Origin of the sequence: Pseudoalteromonas sp. MMG013 (assembly GCF_018100885.1) — a bacterium.
Taxonomy (GTDB): Bacteria; Pseudomonadota; Gammaproteobacteria; order Enterobacterales; family Alteromonadaceae; genus Pseudoalteromonas; species Pseudoalteromonas aurantia.
Genome location: NZ_JAGJEE010000002.1, coordinates 291,488 through 309,858 on the forward strand (window position 1 = coordinate 291,488; position 18,371 = coordinate 309,858).

The 18,371-nt window shown below is 39.8% G+C and carries 17 protein-coding genes; 10 read left to right on the plus strand and 7 right to left on the minus strand.

The genetic code is table 11. The annotated features are described in order from the left end of the window. Nucleotides 1–41 precede the first annotated feature (41 nt). On the plus strand, nt 42–665 hold the full coding sequence (locus J8L98_RS03285; RefSeq protein ID WP_210995270.1) for a LysE family translocator: 624 nt from the start codon (nt 42–44) through the stop codon (nt 663–665). A gap of 8 nt (nt 666–673) precedes the next feature. Here the strand turns inward: J8L98_RS03285 and J8L98_RS03290 are convergent, their stop codons facing one another. The 3 genes from J8L98_RS03290 to J8L98_RS03300 all read right to left on the minus strand — a co-directional run bounded on the left by J8L98_RS03290 (nt 674) and on the right by J8L98_RS03300 (nt 4,151). Then, nucleotides 674–1,261, minus strand: a complete 588-nt coding sequence (locus J8L98_RS03290) for a hypothetical protein (RefSeq protein ID WP_210995271.1) — start codon at nt 1,259–1,261, stop codon at nt 674–676. A 71-nt stretch (nt 1,262–1,332) separates the two neighbouring features. Next, complete coding sequence (locus J8L98_RS03295; RefSeq protein ID WP_210995272.1) at nt 1,333–2,688, minus strand: MATE family efflux transporter; 1,356 nt, start codon at nt 2,686–2,688, stop codon at nt 1,333–1,335. Nucleotides 2,689–2,759: 71 nt separating this feature from the next. Further along, the gene (locus tag J8L98_RS03300) at nt 2,760–4,151 is read right to left on the minus strand and encodes a PLP-dependent aminotransferase family protein (RefSeq protein WP_210995273.1); all 1,392 of its coding nucleotides are present in this window, start codon (nt 4,149–4,151) and stop codon (nt 2,760–2,762) included. 93 nt (nt 4,152–4,244) lie between these two features. On the opposite strand from J8L98_RS03300, the gene J8L98_RS03305 reads away from it, so the two are divergent. The 4 genes from J8L98_RS03305 (at nt 4,245) to J8L98_RS03320 (ending at nt 9,468) form a co-directional block, all read left to right on the plus strand. Beyond that, nucleotides 4,245–5,615 carry a pyridoxal-dependent decarboxylase gene (locus J8L98_RS03305; RefSeq protein ID WP_210995274.1) on the plus strand — a complete coding sequence of 457 codons (1,371 nt, stop codon included), beginning with the start codon at nt 4,245–4,247 and terminating at the stop codon, nt 5,613–5,615. A 150-nt stretch (nt 5,616–5,765) separates the two neighbouring features. Further along, nucleotides 5,766–6,386 carry a hypothetical protein gene (locus J8L98_RS03310; protein WP_210995275.1) on the plus strand — a complete coding sequence of 207 codons (621 nt, stop codon included), beginning with the start codon at nt 5,766–5,768 and terminating at the stop codon, nt 6,384–6,386. 387 nt (nt 6,387–6,773) lie between these two features. Next, nucleotides 6,774–8,246 (plus strand): winged helix-turn-helix domain-containing protein, encoded by a 1,473-nt coding sequence (locus J8L98_RS03315; protein ID WP_210995276.1) that lies wholly within the window; start codon nt 6,774–6,776, stop codon nt 8,244–8,246. A gap of 100 nt (nt 8,247–8,346) precedes the next feature. Beyond that, a complete protein-coding gene (locus tag J8L98_RS03320) occupies nt 8,347–9,468 on the plus strand; it encodes a hypothetical protein (protein ID WP_210995277.1) in 1,122 nt (373 codons plus the stop codon). Nucleotides 9,469–9,760: 292 nt separating this feature from the next. On the opposite strand, the gene J8L98_RS03325 is transcribed toward J8L98_RS03320, so the two are convergent. Beyond that, nucleotides 9,761–10,477, minus strand: coding sequence for a transporter substrate-binding domain-containing protein (locus J8L98_RS03325; RefSeq protein ID WP_210995278.1), 717 nt, complete (start codon nt 10,475–10,477; stop codon nt 9,761–9,763). 300 nt (nt 10,478–10,777) lie between these two features. On the opposite strand from J8L98_RS03325, the gene J8L98_RS03330 reads away from it, so the two are divergent. After that, the gene (locus tag J8L98_RS03330; RefSeq protein WP_210995279.1) at nt 10,778–11,536 is read left to right on the plus strand and encodes a hypothetical protein; all 759 of its coding nucleotides are present in this window, start codon (nt 10,778–10,780) and stop codon (nt 11,534–11,536) included. A gap of 183 nt (nt 11,537–11,719) precedes the next feature. After that, complete coding sequence (locus J8L98_RS03335; RefSeq protein ID WP_210995280.1) at nt 11,720–12,781, plus strand: GGDEF domain-containing protein; 1,062 nt, start codon at nt 11,720–11,722, stop codon at nt 12,779–12,781. Between the two features lie 224 nt (nt 12,782–13,005). Here J8L98_RS03335 and J8L98_RS03340 read toward each other — a convergent pair whose 3' ends face one another. After that, nucleotides 13,006–13,461: a DMT family transporter gene (locus tag J8L98_RS03340; protein ID WP_210995281.1), complete on the minus strand. Its 456-nt coding sequence runs from the start codon at nt 13,459–13,461 to the stop codon at nt 13,006–13,008. Between the two features lie 247 nt (nt 13,462–13,708). On the opposite strand from J8L98_RS03340, the gene J8L98_RS03345 reads away from it, so the two are divergent. Continuing rightward, nucleotides 13,709–14,218, plus strand: coding sequence for a GNAT family protein (locus J8L98_RS03345; RefSeq protein WP_247682409.1), 510 nt, complete (start codon nt 13,709–13,711; stop codon nt 14,216–14,218). 110 nt (nt 14,219–14,328) lie between these two features. On the opposite strand, the gene J8L98_RS03350 is transcribed toward J8L98_RS03345, so the two are convergent. Continuing rightward, on the minus strand, nt 14,329–15,585 hold the full coding sequence (locus tag J8L98_RS03350; RefSeq protein WP_210995282.1) for a DEAD/DEAH box helicase: 1,257 nt from the start codon (nt 15,583–15,585) through the stop codon (nt 14,329–14,331). Between the two features lie 1,002 nt (nt 15,586–16,587). Between J8L98_RS03350 and J8L98_RS03355 the strand changes: the two genes are divergently transcribed. Further along, entirely contained in the window at nt 16,588–17,073 is a 486-nt protein-coding gene (locus tag J8L98_RS03355; RefSeq protein ID WP_210995283.1) for a hypothetical protein, read from the plus strand. 105 nt (nt 17,074–17,178) lie between these two features. Here J8L98_RS03355 and J8L98_RS03360 read toward each other — a convergent pair whose 3' ends face one another. Beyond that, nucleotides 17,179–17,343, minus strand: coding sequence for a hypothetical protein (locus J8L98_RS03360; protein WP_210995284.1), 165 nt, complete (start codon nt 17,341–17,343; stop codon nt 17,179–17,181). 526 nt (nt 17,344–17,869) lie between these two features. Between J8L98_RS03360 and J8L98_RS03365 the strand changes: the two genes are divergently transcribed. Beyond that, nucleotides 17,870–18,295 (plus strand): hypothetical protein, encoded by a 426-nt coding sequence (locus tag J8L98_RS03365; RefSeq protein ID WP_210995285.1) that lies wholly within the window; start codon nt 17,870–17,872, stop codon nt 18,293–18,295. The last annotated feature ends 76 nt before the right edge of the window (nt 18,296–18,371 follow it).

Sequence of the window (18,371 nt, forward strand, 5' to 3'; positions counted from 1 at the left end):
TCCGTTATTATGTGACTTTTTAAGCTGTGATGAGGTATGAAGTGGAATTAACAACCTGGTTAAGTTTGGCGTTTATTTGTGTGGTTGGAGCAATGTCACCAGGGCCGAGTTTAGCCGTCGTTTTACGTCATTCTCTCTATAACAGTGCTGCACATGGTATTGTGGCAAGTGTGAGCCATGGTATAGGTGTTGGACTTTATGCTGGACTATCGTTAGCGGGATTAGCCAGCTTGATCAATCATTTCCCTATAGTATATCAAGCGCTTGTTTATGGTGGTGCAGGGTATTTGGCTTATATGGGGCTGCGTATATTGATGAATAAATCCTCCGGTATAAACGTATCTGAACAAGGGGGAATAAACACGTTCAAGCAAGCAGCACAAGATGGTTTTGCCATTGCGTTTTTAAATCCAAAGTTAGCGATATTTTTTGTCGCACTGTTTTCTCAGTTTATAGATCCACAAGCAATGACATTCCAAGTGGCCTTGATCATGTGTGCAACTGTGTTACTGATTGACACGGTCTGGTATTTTGTTGTTTCGGTGGGGGCAGCTAAAGCCAGAGGTAAATTTGACTTGACGAAAAAGCAGTCGTCCATTGATAAGATCTTAGGGATTGCTTTCTTATTGTTAGCATTGCGAGTGGTCATCGAGCAATTTGTATAGTTGCGAACTTATTCAGGATGCACTTGATTGTAATACTCGAAAATTTCTTGCTTTAAGTGCATTAGCCCATCATGTATGTTCATTATCTCAAGCGCGATAGCGGTGTCGTTAATGACCCGATTACTGGTAACATCAAATTTAGCTATATTTCCTTGAGATAAAATGAGCGTGACTTTGCTGTTATCCAAGTATTCGGCCAACTTAGTCGCGTTATATGGGAAGGTACGTATAACAAGACCAGATAAAGACAAAGAAAGGACTTTAAATGAGAATCCTAATTTTGTTGCCCGTAGTTGTACGCCAGTTAACTTTTCTGTTCGCCAATGCCTGTGATTTGAGTTTGTGTCAAAAATACTTGGTAGTCCGCAGCTAAAAGTGGGATTGTTTTTACCTTTCGTTTCTATATGGGCTGGAAAATACATAATTTGGGAGTTTATTTTTGCGAGTAATTGCAGATCGCTTGCATGGGTGAGTGTTGTCACCCACTGTTGTAGCTGAGCCGTCTCAATATCGGAGAGTTGAATATCTAGTTGCGCCGTACTGTCTTGTTGCAGTACCTGTGTTATAAAATTTGATTCTTCTGATGTAAGCTTCATGGCTAATATTTACCGCTAGATTGTGCACCAGAGTAAATTATGCACAATCTATACCGACAAATATTATAGCGTTAAGTCAGTATTTTTACCTTACTAAATAGCCGACGTTTGAGCGTGAGTTGTAAAAAAGTGAAGCTAATAAGTGCTTGAAAGAAAACAGTTGCAGCAGATAAAAGCCATATTGTTGTGGTTGTTATCGTTGTTTGAGAAGTAAAATATACCAGCAGTATACTGAAACTCCCCACTCTTAAAAAGGTGCTTAAGAGTGCAGGCCAAGTATTGCCAAACGCTTGAAACATCGCCGAACATGAAAACACTAAACCAGCGGGCACAAAATTAAAACCAATATAGCTTAGAAATGTCGCGGCCACAGCTATAACCTCAGGGTCATTGCTAAAAGGTGTAAAAAACATCTCAGGCATTAAAATACACGGAATGGCCAGCAAAAACATCAGTGATGTTGTGGCAAGTGTGGTTGTTTTGTAAGTGGTGTAAACACGCTTCATTTTACCTGCGGCATAATTTTGAGCAGCAATAGCAGGCGCCGCAAATGCAATGGCCATCACAGGTAAAAATAAAGATTGCATAATGCGGATCCCAAGACCAAACCCTGCTTGTTCATCAGTGCCTAATTGACTTAGTGCCCAATAAATAATCGCCATATAGAGGAATGTTAGCATGAACTCACTCCCTGCCGGACCTCCTATTTTAAGTAATGATTTTAATGTCTTAGTGTCATTCTTTATCAAATTAGGGGCCAGTTTGAGTAGCCCTGGAGTACGCTTAATATAAAAAATAGTCATGATAAGGCCACTAATCGTCGCAATAGAGCTTGCAAGGCCTGCCCCGGCTACGTGCATACCGCTAAACAGGCCAATGCCCGTAATGAGTACTGGTGACAGCACCATATTCAGTAGTAGGGCGACCATTTGAATGACCATAAAAGGTTTTACGAGCCCAGCACCACGCATAGAGGCAGAGATAACCGTTAATATAAACTGCAATGTTAACGCTGGAATAAACCAATATAGATAACTCAATCCGGTTACTGCAATATCATTGGTCGCAGCTAAAAGAGAAAAGTAATATGGGCCAAATAAGTAACCTATGGCACTTAGCAGTATGGTTGCGGCTATACCGTAAAAGAGGGCATGACTATATATGGCTGCTGCATTTTTTTGGTCTTTACGCCCAATGGCATGGGCAACCAAGGTTGCGCACCCCACATTGAATACTTGTGTTAAGGCCATGACAAAAAAGAACAGATTACCAGCGGTACTCACGCCAGCCAAGGCAACATCCCCTAAATTGCCGACAAAATATAAGTCAATGATGAAATATAACGTTTGAATAAATAGGCCAATGGCAATTGGCAAAGACATAGTAATAAGGTGTTTGTGAATGGGACCGCGGGTTAAGTCTTGCATTTTATATTCTTAATAATCCATTTTAAGTACCTATTTTATCAATCGAGTTTCTCATGTCTTGATTGTAATTGCTATGAGAGTTGTATTTTGATTTCATCAATGATTATTGTGAGTTGTGCTTTTACTTCGTCAGTGGGCACTAGGCCTATATTGAGTCTGAAACAGTGATCATACCTACTGGTGTTACAAAATAAGGTGCCCGGCTTTATATAGATATGTTGGTGGGCAAGTTTCATGGCGAGTTGCTCAGTATTGAGTGCTGGAATAGCCAGCCACAATACCATTCCGCCACTGGGCATGTATATACTACTATTATTTGGGAGCTGTTCCTGTAAATAATGAAGATATAAATTTTTATGGGCGCACAGATGTTGATTGATGTGTTTTAAATGCTGTTGGTAGTGGCCTTTGTTGATATAGTTAGCCATGGCTAATTGCAATGGTTTATTAACGCCAAGCGTACGAATTGAAAGCTGCTTTAAGAAGGCATCGAAAAACCGACCTGGTGCACACCAACCTAATCGAAGGCCGGCAGACAATGATTTTGAAAAGCTACCACACCAGATCACCCAACCGGTGCGATCATAATGTTTGATTGGCAGTGGTGTTACTTTAGTATGGCTTAGTTCGCGGAAAACATCATCTTCGATAATAGGTGTTTGGTAGGTGTGTGCCAATTCAGCGATTTTTTGTTTTTGTGTATTGGTTAAGCTATGTCCTGTTGGGTTTTGATGATTTGCGCTCAGTAAGCACGCTGACACGCGATATTGACGTAGCGCATTCTCCATTTGTTCGAGATCTAACCCATTATCATTGCTTGGTATTTCTATTACTTGTCGATTCAAAGAGCATAACAAATCAAGCAAACCGCTGTAACACGGAGAACTTACTAAAATAACATCATTGTGGTTCGTTGTGACCGAAATAGCGTGTTGAACTGCATCTAAGCAACCATGTGTGATCAATAGATCGCTCGCTGATAGTGCAAACCCTTGATGTGTAAAATGATTACTTAACGCATGGCGAAGCACGTATTCCCCTTCAGGGCTGGCATAGCCCCAGAGTTGATCATGATGTTTGCAGGCTTGTGTTAATGATAGACTGAGCCGTTTACTGTCAATCAGAGTGCTGTCTAACTCCGCTGTTGCAAGTGTTTGGCTTAAATTCTTCAACTGGCTTTTAGGTCTTACAAATGAAGCGGGCTCGGCTTTAAATTGTGGAAATTGATAGTGCTGTTGCGCAGTAGGAAGGCCCGTAACGAAATACCCTTTTTTAGGAAATGCCGTAATATAGCCCAGTGATTCAACATAGCGATAACATGCTAAGGCCGTTGTCATGCTTATTTGGTGTAAAGCACAAAACGTTCTCAGTGATGGCAGCGGCTCATCAATTGAATATGCATTGTTTTCAATATTATTAATTAGCTGTTGACCAAGCTGCTTATATTTTGCTGTTTTGCTCATCTGTTATCTAAAAAAAGCCATTGTCTGTATCTGTTATCTAATATTGGTGAGCATAAACTAATGGGTATGTTTAGTCATCAATCAGGTTAAAAAATGGCATATAGCTCAGCAACACAAAAGCGCCTTCTAGAGATGCTTGAAGCACAATTCAATCAATTTCATACTGAACTTGATTGTCGAGCGGTGATATCGAGTGATACAACTTTGGAACCCTTATCCCTGCCAACTCATGGCATGGAGATTGAACAACTTTGTATGCATTTCAATGATCAGGTCGCACCTAAATTGTCGGCGAGCAATGGAGGGCGGTATTGGGGGTTTGTAACAGGTGGCGCTAACCCTGCGGCGACATTAGCCGATTGGTTTGTCACGGTATTTAATCAGAATGTATCTAAAGGAGGCGACTCGGTTGCATCGCAATTAGAGCGGCAAACAATCGACTGGCTCCGAGCGTTATTTTATTTGCCTGATAGCTTTACTGGACTATTTACAACAGGGGCGACTGCGGCAAATTTACTGGGTGCGTTAACAGCTAGACAATTTATCGGTGCGCAACAAGGGGTTGATGTTGCACAGCAAGGGATGGCTGGCTTAGATGTGATGATTTATGCCGCATCACCACATGCCAGCATGATAAAAAGCTTAGGGATGGCTGGATTTGGTCAGCAAAACTGGCAGTGTGTAGATACGTTACAAGGCACGGAGGCGATGTGCATTGATTCGTTAGCAACACATTTATCACGTTGTGATAGCCGAGGAAAAATAGTGATTGCCAGCGCAGCGACAGTAACAGGAACTGATTACGACGATTTAATCGCCATCAGTCGACTGTGCGAAGCACATGGCGCTTGGTTACATGTTGATGCGGCATTTGGTATTTTCGAACGATTAATGAATGGCCCAGAGCATAAAACCAATGGCATTGAATTCGCAGACAGTATCACACTCGATTGTCACAAATGGTTAAATGTCCCTTACGATTGTGGGGTTTTTTTAACGCGCCAACCCAATCACTTGGTCGCAACATGTCATGTTGATGCACCTTATTTAGCGAGCTCAGCGCAAAACCAAGATTATATGTCTATGGGCATTGAGAACTCGCGTAGATTCCGAGCTTTACCTGTTTGGGCTACGTTATTGTCTTATGGTAGACAAGGTATAACAGCACATATTCAAAGTAATGTTGATTTGGCGCAGGCACTGGCGAGCTGGCTGGAAAATTCACAGTATTATGTATTACTTAAGCCGTGTGAGTTAAATGTCGTGTTGTTTAAACCAGCAGATATGCATGTACTGCAAGAAGTCGGGCTGTGTTTGGATGCAATTAATCAGTCCGGGAAAGTCTTCATGACACCCGGTGTTTGGCAAGAAGAGCATATTATTCGGGCGGCATTTAGTAACTGGGAAACCACAACAGAGGATTTATTATGTGTCATTGAGCTGTTAGACAGTTTGACAAAATAAATGAAGCGGCAAGTTATTGCCGCTTAAAATCAACATACGGTTTGAATATGTCTCTGTTTAGACATCATACGTACTAGAATAAAGAGAAACCTATTGGAACGGCTTTTGCTTTCAATGGCTTAATATTGAATTAAGCGGATAAAGCGTGCCATGTCATTTATACAAAACATCAATAGTAACAGTCGGCCTTATACACAGTTTTCTGCTGTCAATGAGAAGAGCCTTAATAAGCAGACACAGTTCCATGCTCAATATGAAGATGTGCAAAAGCCAAAGCAGGCTGACTCTGATTTTGCAGTGAATATATCGAGAAGTCATGGGGATGCATCTAAATTTGCAACTTTCTATTATGAAAAGATAAAAGGGCACGCTAACTCTGTCGTTGATGATTCACTTCCCGCTGATAAGTATAGTAAAGGGCTGCACCATGAAACACTTAGTCAGATTATGAAAATGCCCATTGATGTAGAAATAGAGCGCCATGAAATGCAACAGGCACTATTGTTTAATTCTTTAGGTATTGATTTTTTGGCGTATAAAGAATTGGGTGTACGTCGTGAAATGTTGGCGTTGGCCGAAGATGATATCATGGGGGATGATCGATTGTCTGATTATGAAAAAGCATGGTTTGTTGACGCAATAAGAGGCTTTGATGCTCGCTTAGAAGAGGCGCAAAATGCATTACTTGGTGGCGTACCATCAGATGCTTTAGACGCAGATATGAACGACCCGAGTAACCCTTGGTCAATTTTGGCAAAGGCTGCTGCGTAGTCAACAGGACTTTAATCGCGCTTTAAGCTGCTGATGGTGTTTAGATCAAAAATAGTTGTCACCGTGCCGTGTACGCAAGGTAATGACGGACAGATTTAAAATTGATTAAATAACCTCAGCTCTGGATAAGCGAATTTGCCCAATAAAGCTATTTTTCTCACTCTCGGCGTTGCTTTCATTTGTAATAGGGCGCTATTACTGCATAAAAGCGCCTTGATATTGAACGAAATATCATCATTGGATTGTACGCAAGTTTGTTTACAAAATATTTTCTATTCCAAAACCCTTATCCAAACCTGAGGTTAAATAAGATTTACAGCGTTTACTATTGATTATTGGTTGAAATTCATTACTGTATCGATTCATCCGCAGTAAAAGTAGATTGTTTTGAAACTACAGTATAAAACACAGGGCTTTACCATTGATGAGAAAGCATTAAGTGTGATATCAGAAGATGGTACTACGCGTGCGCTCCGCCCTAAAACATGCCAATTACTCATTATTTTACTTAAAAATTCAGGTCAAGTTGTCACTAAGCAGCAGCTTCTTGATGCCGTCTGGGCGAGTAGCGTCGTGGATGAACAGGTTATCTTTCAGTCGATTAAAGAAATTCGTCAATTGTTTCAAGACCATGACGTGATTAAAACATTGCCTAAGCAAGGGTATATTTGGCTACCGAATGTAAAAACCAGTCATGTAATAAGCTCCGTTATCGGCCCTCCCTACATGAGATTTGTGGTGGTACTGCTTATCGTCACGGCATTTAGCTTGAATTACTTTTGGTTCTCGTCAGCACCTAATACGTCATTTAATTCGGATATTGCAGGCTCTGTGGTGATATTACCGACTGTGAACAATATTGAAGGTAATGATCACAGTTGGGTGCGATTAGGTATGATGGACCAAGTGATCCAAAGATTGCCTAACCATGATAAATTTGGGATCTTGCAGACGGATTATGTCTTGGAAGTATTAGCGCGAGCAAACGTGCCGTTACAAAATATAAAGCCTCATCACGTCGGTGATATATTTCAGGTCTCAGGGGCTGAGTTGTTGGTGAGTACTAAATTATCGGGCACACCTCACGATTATCAATTGAGTTATACTTTTTACTATCGAAAAGCGCAAACTAAAGGCGTACTTTTTTCGACTGACCCGCAATTGTTAATTGACAAATTAGTGAAAGAACTAAATTTGGCGTTGGGGGTCAGTGATGATAGTAATCACGGATATTATCATAGTGACTTTAGTGATGAGATGCTGGGTGTGGCAATTGATTTACGGTTGGAAAATAATCACCTTGCGGCAAAAGAGTTGTTAGAAGTCATCGTCCTAAAAGATCCCAATAATTTGACTGCGCAGCGTCTATTCATTGAAACGCTTTTAAATTTACAGCAATTAGCTGAGGCAACTCAGCAACTGGCTATAGCACTGCCATTGGCACAACAACAGCAAGATCATTCAGAACTGACTCGATTATTATATTTTCAAGCGATAAACTTAATTCAAAACAATAGTCCCACTGAAGCATATGGAGTGATCGCACGCGCGTTCAAATTAGCTGAAAGTTATCACGACTGGCTATTTATGGCTTACTTAACTGATTTAAAAGCTTATTTAGCTACACAAGCACAACAGTTTTCAAAAGCAGAGGCATATTACCACCGGGCAATGCACTATCATCGCGTATTAAAATGCCCTGTAGGGGAGTCTTCAACATGGGTTCGTTTAGGTTTACTTGCAAAGCAGCAAAATAACGTAGAGAAGCAGACGTTTGCATTTGAGCAAGCAAAATCCATTGCAACGCAACGAGAATTACATCAGCAGGTCGAATTAATAGAACAAATTGGATTTAAATAAAAGTATAAATATCAGATGTTTCAGTAAATTTTAGAAAGCTTTATTAGAGAAAAGCATAACTTGATGAGATAACAGAGCCCTTATTTAACAGGAGCTAGTTATGTCGTTTTTACATTCTCGAGTGCTGATTGGGGCACTCTTATTTTTTGCTTTTTTGGTGATGCTTGTCACATCTATTTTGTTATTCACTCAGCGCCATGATGCAGCAATTTCGGTTATGCACACAATGATAGGTGTGGTGATGAGCGGTACTATTGTTTGGCACACAATTAAGAATCGACGGATACTTCTTAGTTATTTAAACCCTCTCAAAAAGCATAATGGCGCTTACTCATTGTCATTTTTCTTAGCGATAAGCTTAGTGACATATTTAAGTATGGCACCTTATTTTAGTTTGAGTCCTGCAGCGATGGTGTATCGATTTGGACAATCATTAAAAGCGGCAGACAAAGCTGAGCATGGCAAAGAGGTTATATTTGAAGAGTACAACGCTGCCATCCCAAAAGCACAGGGACAGACGGTCACTGTTGAATTCAAAAAAGGTCCGTATTTTATGTGGCCACAATACGCGCTTTGGATTGAAACACTGGAGGGGGAATTTGTTCAACCTTTATATGTCACGCGTTCAATTGCAACCAATAACTTTACAAACAAAGTGACGAAAGTGGATGCTGAGCAGGTATTTGATAGCCATTTAATGATTGGTGAAAATCCACTCGCATTAACGGCTTTAGAGGGAGGGGAAGATCCACAAACAAAGAACACACGTATGAGGCCCGAGTCTTTACCTGTTTTTTTGCATAAGTTAGGCAAACAGACAAGTAATGGTTATTTTTTGCCAACAGATAATGCATTACAAGTAGATGGATATAGTGGCGCTACGATGATGAATAACTTCATTTACCATACTCAAATGAGGGATAGATTAGCTGGCCAATATCGGGTTAGGCTAGAAATAAATCACTCCTTTGATTACAACAGTTATTATCGTAGTGATAGATTCCCAGATGACAAAGTCTACTCGGGAGATGGTTATTCTGCGCAACCGTCAGTGGTGTATGAAACGGTGATTGATTTTTCACAACCACAGCAGCTACAAAAAATGACCATTGTTGGACGAGGTCATCACTCAGGAAAAGATGGTATTTTATATCGAGACTTAGAGAACTTGACCACGGCACTGGAGCTGGTTGATCGAGTGCTTGTTAGCCATTCCTTGTAAACGTATATTAACATGCTTACTCATTGCAATTGTGTAAGGTACCAGCGACAAATAATGCCTTAACTGCAATGGCATTGAGAACGACTGATGTGAAATAACAACAGACTGAAATTTGTTCCTAGTGGTAAATCATTTATCAGTTGCCTGTATGACCATACATTTAATGTAATTTGCAGGCTCAATTGTTTTTACATGCTAACTGACTAAAGTCGCTGCTTGATGAAGTGTGTAATGTACTGATTAGTAGAGATTGTAAGCACGCAAGTTAATGACACGGGGGAGTTGCACAAAGCTATTTTGCGTGATTCCCATAACTTCTAATGATTTGCTTTTCAGCTTTGAGAATGAGGGCATCTAACTTCCCTGATTGCTTCATTTCTATGATTTTTTGGTCTACTTCAGGTACTAGGTGTGCAAGAGATTGATGAACATAGTGATATAGACTCTGCCGGTCAAGGCTTTGCGGTGATGGTATGACATTGGTAATATTCAGTTGTTCTAACATCACCAGGCCGTCGAGTGTGTTGGTTAATGCAACGTCCGCAAGACCCGCTGACACCAGTCTCATAAGCTGTTTTGTAGAATCCATGTCTGTGACGTGAGGCATTCCTTTCGTGATATTTTGGGTATGTTTTACACCTCTGACTTTAACAATACGGTATTGATTTAGATCTTTAGGTGTTTTTATGTCTATATTGCTATCGATGCGCACAAATGCCATTGTTTCTAAATAATAATAAGGCGTAGGAACCCGGATAGTGGAAGGTGTTTCTTTACCATAGCTATAAATACGCATTATTTCCCCGTCCTTCAAACCGGTTCGTGCTTCATGTTGAGCGCGTTTCCCTGGTAAGGGGGAAATGGTAATTTTTATGCCTAACTCGTTATAAACTTCAGACAAAATAACTCTGCCAATTTCTTGCTCAATGAGATAGTTAATCGAGGCAAAATGGTACTCTTGTGCATGGGGTTTAGACATGATGAGTAATAATACAAATAAATACTTCATGTAGTTTGAGGTGCTGCCGATCGTGTTGTTTTACTTTATCTGTCTAGTTTAGCAGTGTTCAAGCATTGCGTCATTGTCTTAGGGGCTGTTGATCTTTGCTGTTTTACTTTTTACATCAAAAAATATTGCTTTGTTTATAAAGGTTTTCTGATTGGTTTAATTTATGTTTCATTTGGTTTTTTTGGCACTTCTTTTGCTGCTTTTTTATTACTTCTCGTGAAGTAGTTGTTAATTCAGTTGTTGACAGAATATACGGCAAGTTATTGCCATATCGATTCATACTTGTAAGGAATAACAGACATGAAACTTTTAGTTGTTACAGCAATGGTTATTAGTAGTGTGTTTATATCGACTAATATCAGCGCATCAGATCAACCAAAACCGCAGAATTTACCGCAATTACTCGAATACACTAACGGTGCGAAGCTATTAATAGAACAAGGAGCCTTTGATGATGCTTTAGCTCGACTTCAATGGCTAGATGAAAACGCGACGCGCATCAGTTATGACTTTTATGATTTAAAGCGACCGCTGGTTTACAGTTTGTGGTGGGATTTAGTCGCATTGTCAGCTTCGGCAGATATTGCTTATACTCGAAAGAGTGGAAATATGGCAAAGCAATTTATGTTGTCTCCTCAACAGTGCGAAACCTTTGATACGGTGTTGTGGCTCAATCAATCTCAAGAGCATGAACAGCGTACGCTCGGCAATTTGACGACTGTCCATAACAATTATAATGGGAGTTTAGAGCGATGTTGGAATGGCGATGCAGAATACCTTGCTGTGAAATACATAAATCACGCATTATTGGAGCGATATTCTCCTGATATCTTATCGGGTTTTATCCAAAATATTATTGTTCGAGTAACCAACGCTTATGAAGCATGTAACATGGCAGACGAGCAGCAAGTATGTGAAGAGCAAGTTCGAGATCATCTAGTAGAGACTTCAATTTTATATCAAGCGGTTGCAATGGATAGAGATGACCTACCACTGGCTGGACGTATTGGTGGAGAAACGCTCAAACTGTTATTGCAATGGCAAAATAGCCCACTTTAATTGAGAGAGCCTCGAAGTATTATTGTAAGTCTTACTATGAGTGATACCACGATGTTTTATCACTCATATTAGAGGTTTTTGGAGGACAGTGATTATGCTGATGTGTAAGGTTATGGATAACATCAGTAAGACCTGAAGATTTTTACACTACACTTAACATTCTTGTTTAAGGTGAGTGACATAATGTCTGACAGAATACATCAAACACTTGTTGAGCAGTATCAAATTTCGGAGTTGGAAATTCAAACCCGTAAGAATCTATTTGAATTAAGTGATGATGAACTTGAGTTTTTAAACAAGTATCGTTTGGTCATCGATGGGCATCTAGATGAAGTTGTTGCTCATTTTTATACCTTACTTTCAAAAGATGAATATGTCGGTTTGTTAATAGGAGATAGTGAAACGTTTGAGCGGCTCAAGAGTGGGCTGCATAAATACGTGTTGGATTTGTTCTCTGGATTTTACGACGCTGAATATGTTAATAATCGACTGAGAATTGGGCTTGTTCACAAACGCATAGGCTTAGAACCAAAATACTTTTTGTCGGCAGAGCGTTATTTGCGTCAGAGTATAGATGTAACGCTGCAAACGCTTGTGGATGATCCTGTTATTACGGGAAAAATTTCATCGATTTTAGAGAAATTGATAGCGTTTGACATGTCATGGATATTTGACACTTATATTAGCTCTATGCTCAATGAAATGAACTCGTTAAAATTAAAAACTGACTTATATGTTAAATCGTTAGAAGAGCGTATCAGGGGGCTATCTCGACTCGCCAGTAAAGATCCACTGACTGATTTATACAATGTTCGTAGCTTTCGCGACTTTTTACGTCGAGAATTGTTGTTGGCTAAACGCAGTCATGCCTCAATTTCAATTGTGTATTTCGATATTGACGATTTTAAAGAAATTAATGATAAGTGCGGACATAAAGAAGGAGATAACGTTCTGAAGAGCATTGGTAAAATACTGATGTCTATCGCAAGAGAAACTGACATCGCAAGTCGTCAAGGCGGGGATGAGTTTTGCCTTGCTTTAATAGGCTGTGAACTGTCAGAGGCACAAGCCATTAGTAAGCGGCTCGTTGAAAAGTTTGCGGCTGAATTTCCTCATTACGCCTTAAGTATTGGCATTGCTGAACTGCAAGACCAAACCGATTTAGATGTAGATGGCGTTATTCATCGAGCAGACCAAAAAATGTATCAAGCTAAAAAAAGTAAAGGATGTAAAATTTGTAGCTAACCTGAACTCTCAGTAATGAACATGAAACAATATATACGCTCAGAAGGCTATTTGAATTCGCCTAATTGCCTAGCTAACTGTATGCTGGGGGAAAGTACGTAGCAAAAACGTTCGATTGCTCATGATGTAAGCCCCTTAGAATTAACAAAAGTATTAAATGACATTGTGCAGGTACGCACTTAAGGCATATCAATGTGATAGGCGATATAGGTGCGAGAAGTATATTATTTTCTTGCAATCAATAACATACCGATGATAACGAATACAGCACCGATAACTCTATTGGGTGTGATATCGATTTTAGGGTAACCTAGCCAACCATTTTGATCTAATGCCAAAGACGCGATAATTTGCCCACATACAATTGAAATTGCCAATATCATAGCGCCCAATTTGGGCGCTAAGAACACAGACATAGCAATGTTAAATGCGCCGAAAAACCCACCAAGCCATGCCCACCAAGGAATAGAAGAAAACGCATTGGGCTTAAACCATGCACCACCTTGAACAAAGGCAATGACGCCAAGCACTATTGTACCGATCAAAAAAGAAACAAAAGCAGCTTGTATTGGGCTGTGTAGGGCGATTCTTAATTGTGCATTTACGCCCGCTTGAGAGGCAAGTGAGAAGCCAATTAATATGCTGAAAGGCAAAAGTATGTATATTCCAAGGTTCGACACGGGGTTTCTCCAAAGTATTAAACATGAATGATATGGGTTGTTAGAAAAAAAGCCAGTATTTGTTTGAATATGCTACGTATTGTAGAAAAAAGTATGGCGTTATTTGGAATAAATTGAACGTATGCACACCACTTGGCAAATGATTGGTATACAGCCCGGTTAAATGAAGAGATTGAATCACCTTTAATATTTAGAGTCGTTGTGTCTTAATGGGCATATTCGCTTATCCAGAGCTGAGGTTAACTAATTGACGATTAATACAATGATCATCCTACGAAATATGTGTAATGACGATAAACAGCATCTTGTTGAGTACTTGAATGATCCGACAGTGACAAAATACTTATCGTCAAAGATCCCAAGTCCCTATACAGTTGCAGATGCAACTTGGTGGATTGATATTGGCTCAAAAGAGCACGCGATAGTCAGAGCCATTACATACAATGGGGTATTTTGCGGAGTGATTGGTGTTTATGCCCAAGCATTTGAATACGCACACAGTGCAGAAGTGGGTTATTGGGTTGCTAAACCTTATTGGGGAAAGGGGCTTGCTACACAAGCACTGCGCTTATTTACTGATGAGGTGTTCAACAGCACCCAAATCACGCGAATCTTTAATCCGGTATCAGAGCCAAATACAGCGTCGATGCGAGTGCTTGAAAAAGTGGGTTATCAACAAGAAGGTATATTGCGAAGGTCAGTATGTAAAGCGGGCCAATGTTATGATGAGTACGTATTTGCAAAGCTCAAAAATTAAGGGTATTTAATAATAGATGGACACTAGAGAGAGTATTGTGAAATGACAATGAGTGCGGTATTGTGCGCTCATTGTCATTATTTATAATGCTCAAATAGCGGGATAGACGGTTAGCGCCAAGGCATTGCATCTAGTTTAATTTCTTTGCCTACCACTTTTTCAATCAAAGGCACCAAGCGCTCCTGCTCAGGGCTGACAAATGAAAATACATGGCCATGGATGTGTTTACTCTTTAAGTCAGGCGCATCGACAATTCCAAACATTTCTGTTGATGCGACTTCGACAGAAAGCTTTTGTTTCGCAATTTTTTCTTCAATCGCTTCTTGCGTAGGATCTACAATCGGTGTGGTTCGTGCTGTGCGTCCGGCACGATGAATATAATCATTGCTGTTGACTGGCAAGTCATAATTGATCACATAATAAAGCTGATCAATGTCTATACCACGAGAAGCAATATCGGTTGCCACAAGCAATTTACAATCGCCATTTTTAAATTCGGTGAGGCTTTGTTGGCGTTTTTTCTGAGGGATCTCATTATGAATGCCATGGCAACTGAAGCCTTGCTCAGATAGCTGCGCGACTAAATTGTTTACATCGTGTTTTGTGCGGGTAAAAATCAGTGCTTTATCGCAATTGAGCATTTTCAGTAAAGTCATGAGGTTTTCTGATTTGTGATCACGTTGGCACTTATACATGGTGTGCAATATTTTGTTTACAGCTGGCTGAGTTTTGCTCGCGGTGATCTTTTTTGTATGTTGCTGATGTGTTTCGCTGTATTTAGCCAGTGCATTGGAGTCTGTTGCAGAAAAGATCACGAGTTGTCTTTTTGCTGGTAAAGCTTCCATGATGGTTCTGAGTTCTTTAACAATGCCCATGCTGACGAGGCGGTCAGCCTCGTCCATCACAAAGTGTTGTACTTCAGACAGTGAAAATACGCCTTCTTTTAACAAATCGACGAGGCGCTTTGGTGTTGCGACTAGGATGTCGGTACCACGTTTGAAACGTTTTGTTTGCGATGTGATGCGCACGCCACCAAATACACTGATGGTTCTTAATTTAAGGTCAGTATCGAATTCGGCAATAGATGCTTCTACCTGCAGTGCTAGTTCACGTGTTGGTACTAAAAATAGCGCGCGTAAAGGTCGAACTTGTTTATCGCTATTATCAACTTGACTCAGCTCTTGTAAAGTTGGCAACAAATAAGCTGCAGTTTTACCAGTACCAGTTGGTGCAATCGCATAAGTATCAGCCCCTGATAGCACGGCGCCAATAGACTTTTCTTGAATTTCAGTCGGTGTAGTGTAACCAAGGCGTTTTATATTTGCTTGAAGGGTCGGGTTAAGCCCGAGCTTTGCGAAAGTTGTCATGTTGACCTGTCTATAGGATAGTAAAGGCGTATTATAGCGAGTTTTTGCATGAGTGCACAGGGTAGAATGAATACCAAAAGCAGTTATTTTTGTTTAGTGTTTTGAAGCAGGTAGCATACTAATTAGTGGCACAATTTAGATTGAACTATTAATTTAGGAAAGCTTCGGAATGGTTTTGATATTCAGTATTAATTATCGGCTATCGAGAACTGTATTCTAAAGGAGATTATTTGGTATTGGCTGGCGTTGTAAAGAAAATGGCGCACTGTGACTTGCCTAATATCATGCTTACCATCCCATAACACATTGATATTTTAGAGTGTGAAATCTGAATTACGACTATTACATTGCTATGAATGTACGTTTTTTATTCTGTGAACATATTCAGCATTACCTGCATTGCACTCCGCTTTTTATAACTTTATCCATATTGCTTGTATCTATATGAAATACATAGTGATATTCGGTTACTATTCTTGCGTAGTTTTTATAATAGGTAAGGAAATAGATTTATTAGCAACTACCATCCATTACTTCTAAATAAAAAAGGAATATACATGAGAATGTTGAACTTAGCCGTTCTATTATTTTTTTGACTGCGTGCGGAGGTGGTTCAGAATCAAGCTCACATAATGAGGTTAGACTGGATGCTACAGATACCGAAACCACTCAAAATGGTGAAAAAGATGAAGACAACTCAAAGATGATTTTTGGGAAAAGCAAATTCAATGAAGCACGATTAGGGTAATCATGAACTTAAAAAAAATAACATACTCTTTAGTATTACTCAGCAGTTTTGGCACAGTTGCATAAGAACTGATTGAGTTTAAAGCTGGCGATGTTGCTACGGCTGAATCATTTAATAAAAATTTTGAAGTACTGGAAAACGCCGTTACAAAAAATAAAGAGGTACTCGATAAAAACTTTGCAGAACTGGATAATACCGTAGCAAAAAATATAGAGGCCATAAGTAAGCTTGAGAATAACGAATATGAAATTTATATGGAGGATTATGGGCTATTAGGGAGAGTCCTTTCCTTTGGTGGTGGTATACATACGAAAGCGGTAGTGGAAAAGGATGGCTTAATTTTTAATATTAGTGGTGATTTCATAAACCTTAGTGGGGTAGATTACGCTGATGACAATTGCAAAAATGCAATTATTGAAAGAGGGGCATCAATTCTGCGGGGGTTAGGAACTGTATTAGCAGGCATTTCAGACAAAGGTGCACTATACGTTTTAAATAATGGGTCTAAACCAGTAATACTTAACGAAGCTTACGGCTTTAAATATTATGATCATGAAAACGACGCTGTACTGGAAGAGCCAAAATGCGTACCTCTAAACTTAAGTAAGCCTTTTACTGGATTTACCGTCAATCAAGTTGAAACGCCAGATTTTATAAAAATGGAAGTTAATATGGATGTAATCCATCCAATAACGTTCGCTTATTTACGTAACGCTGTTTATATTAAAAAGGCGGATTAGTTTACTGGTTTATAGAAAATATAATGAGGTACCGCAATAGGGCAACATCTGTGTTGTTGGCTGTACCTTAATAAAAATCTAATGTGATAGAATAAATACAGAACACTATACTTTTACATCAATAAGTGATTGCCCAGCTTCAAGACCTAACTCATCAACGAGTTGGGCATAAATAGCATCCTTATTGTCTTGGCTTAGAGTCGCATATTGAGGTTCAGAGTTGCTAGCTTCAGACACTAACTCAGCAAATTGCTCAGTGACTGTACTCAAGTCAATTGATGCGTGCGTATTTTGGTTTGGTAGAGGTGGTGGTCGCTGTCCTTTATCTACATCGGCAAGTTCCCCTACCGTTTTGCATTAAAGCCAGTATCGGTCATTAATTGCCCGAGTTGTTTATTGGCTTTAATACCCGCTTCAGAAAACGTACGCACAATGGCTTGTGCATCTTCTTTGGACAAGCTTTGTGGATCAAATTCAGCAAGCGTGTCAGTGATAGTGGTTTTTTTGGTTTTGGCTTAGTTGATCATTTTTAAAAAAAGAATCATGTGAATGCAAAGATGACATGCCATTAATCATAGTATTGCCCTGCGGGTAAATGCACGATAGGGCTTAACCGTAAATGTGAATTGTGCAAAAAGTGTGTAAATTGATAATGAGCAAGGTTGATGAACGATCACTATAGCACCTAGACCAGCACTCATTGGCGCGTATTGGGATGTAATAACTTAACTTACTTGCAAAACGTGATTGCATCCCTTAGCCTTACACTGTTGAAACTTTTTGGTTTGTGATGTTAATGGCACGATATTTACACAGTTTGGTTATGGTTGCGTTGCTTTTTGCCGTTATGGGCCAAAGCTTTGCGGCTGCTGATCTGCCATGTAAAATGATGATGCAACACATGACAAACGGTGCTCATCTACATGACTCTCATAAAACCAGTGTGTATCAAAGTAGCGCTCATCACAGTCATGTCGAAGATATGCGCTCAGATAAGATGGCGCATAACGACATGTCGCACATGATGGATATGGCAGATGAATCAGACTGTTGTAAAACACAGTGCAGTTGTCCACCCAGTGGCTGTGTGCCTTTTGCTTTAGCGCTTTTTAATAGTAAGCTTTTATTTCATGTTGCAACATATACCCAACCACGTTTTGCCTTAATGGCGTTTATTGATTCCCCAATACAGAGTTTATTTAAGCCCCCCATAGTTGCTTAACCTAGGACAAGTCCGTCCAAAATCTCTTTAATTAAATGATTTTTAAGTCGTTTACGTTACTCGTACATACACCTTA

Coding starts and splice junctions, on each gene's coding strand:
- J8L98_RS03290 (WP_210995271.1), bottom strand. CDS start 1,261: ATGAAGCTTACATCAGAAGAATCAAATTTTATAACACAGGTACTGCAA.
- J8L98_RS03295 (WP_210995272.1), bottom strand. CDS start 2,688: ATGCAAGACTTAACCCGCGGTCCCATTCACAAACACCTTATTACTATG.
- J8L98_RS03300 (WP_210995273.1), bottom strand. CDS start 4,151: ATGAGCAAAACAGCAAAATATAAGCAGCTTGGTCAACAGCTAATTAAT.
- J8L98_RS03305 (WP_210995274.1), top strand. CDS start 4,245: ATGGCATATAGCTCAGCAACACAAAAGCGCCTTCTAGAGATGCTTGAA.
- J8L98_RS03310 (WP_210995275.1), top strand. CDS start 5,766: ATGTCATTTATACAAAACATCAATAGTAACAGTCGGCCTTATACACAG.
- J8L98_RS03320 (WP_210995277.1), top strand. CDS start 8,347: ATGTCGTTTTTACATTCTCGAGTGCTGATTGGGGCACTCTTATTTTTT.
- J8L98_RS03325 (WP_210995278.1), bottom strand. CDS start 10,477: ATGAAGTATTTATTTGTATTATTACTCATCATGTCTAAACCCCATGCA.
- J8L98_RS03330 (WP_210995279.1), top strand. CDS start 10,778: ATGAAACTTTTAGTTGTTACAGCAATGGTTATTAGTAGTGTGTTTATA.
- J8L98_RS03335 (WP_210995280.1), top strand. CDS start 11,720: ATGTCTGACAGAATACATCAAACACTTGTTGAGCAGTATCAAATTTCG.
- J8L98_RS03350 (WP_210995282.1), bottom strand. CDS start 15,585: ATGACAACTTTCGCAAAGCTCGGGCTTAACCCGACCCTTCAAGCAAAT.
- J8L98_RS03355 (WP_210995283.1), top strand. CDS start 16,588: ATGGAGGATTATGGGCTATTAGGGAGAGTCCTTTCCTTTGGTGGTGGT.
- J8L98_RS03365 (WP_210995285.1), top strand. CDS start 17,870: ATGGCACGATATTTACACAGTTTGGTTATGGTTGCGTTGCTTTTTGCC.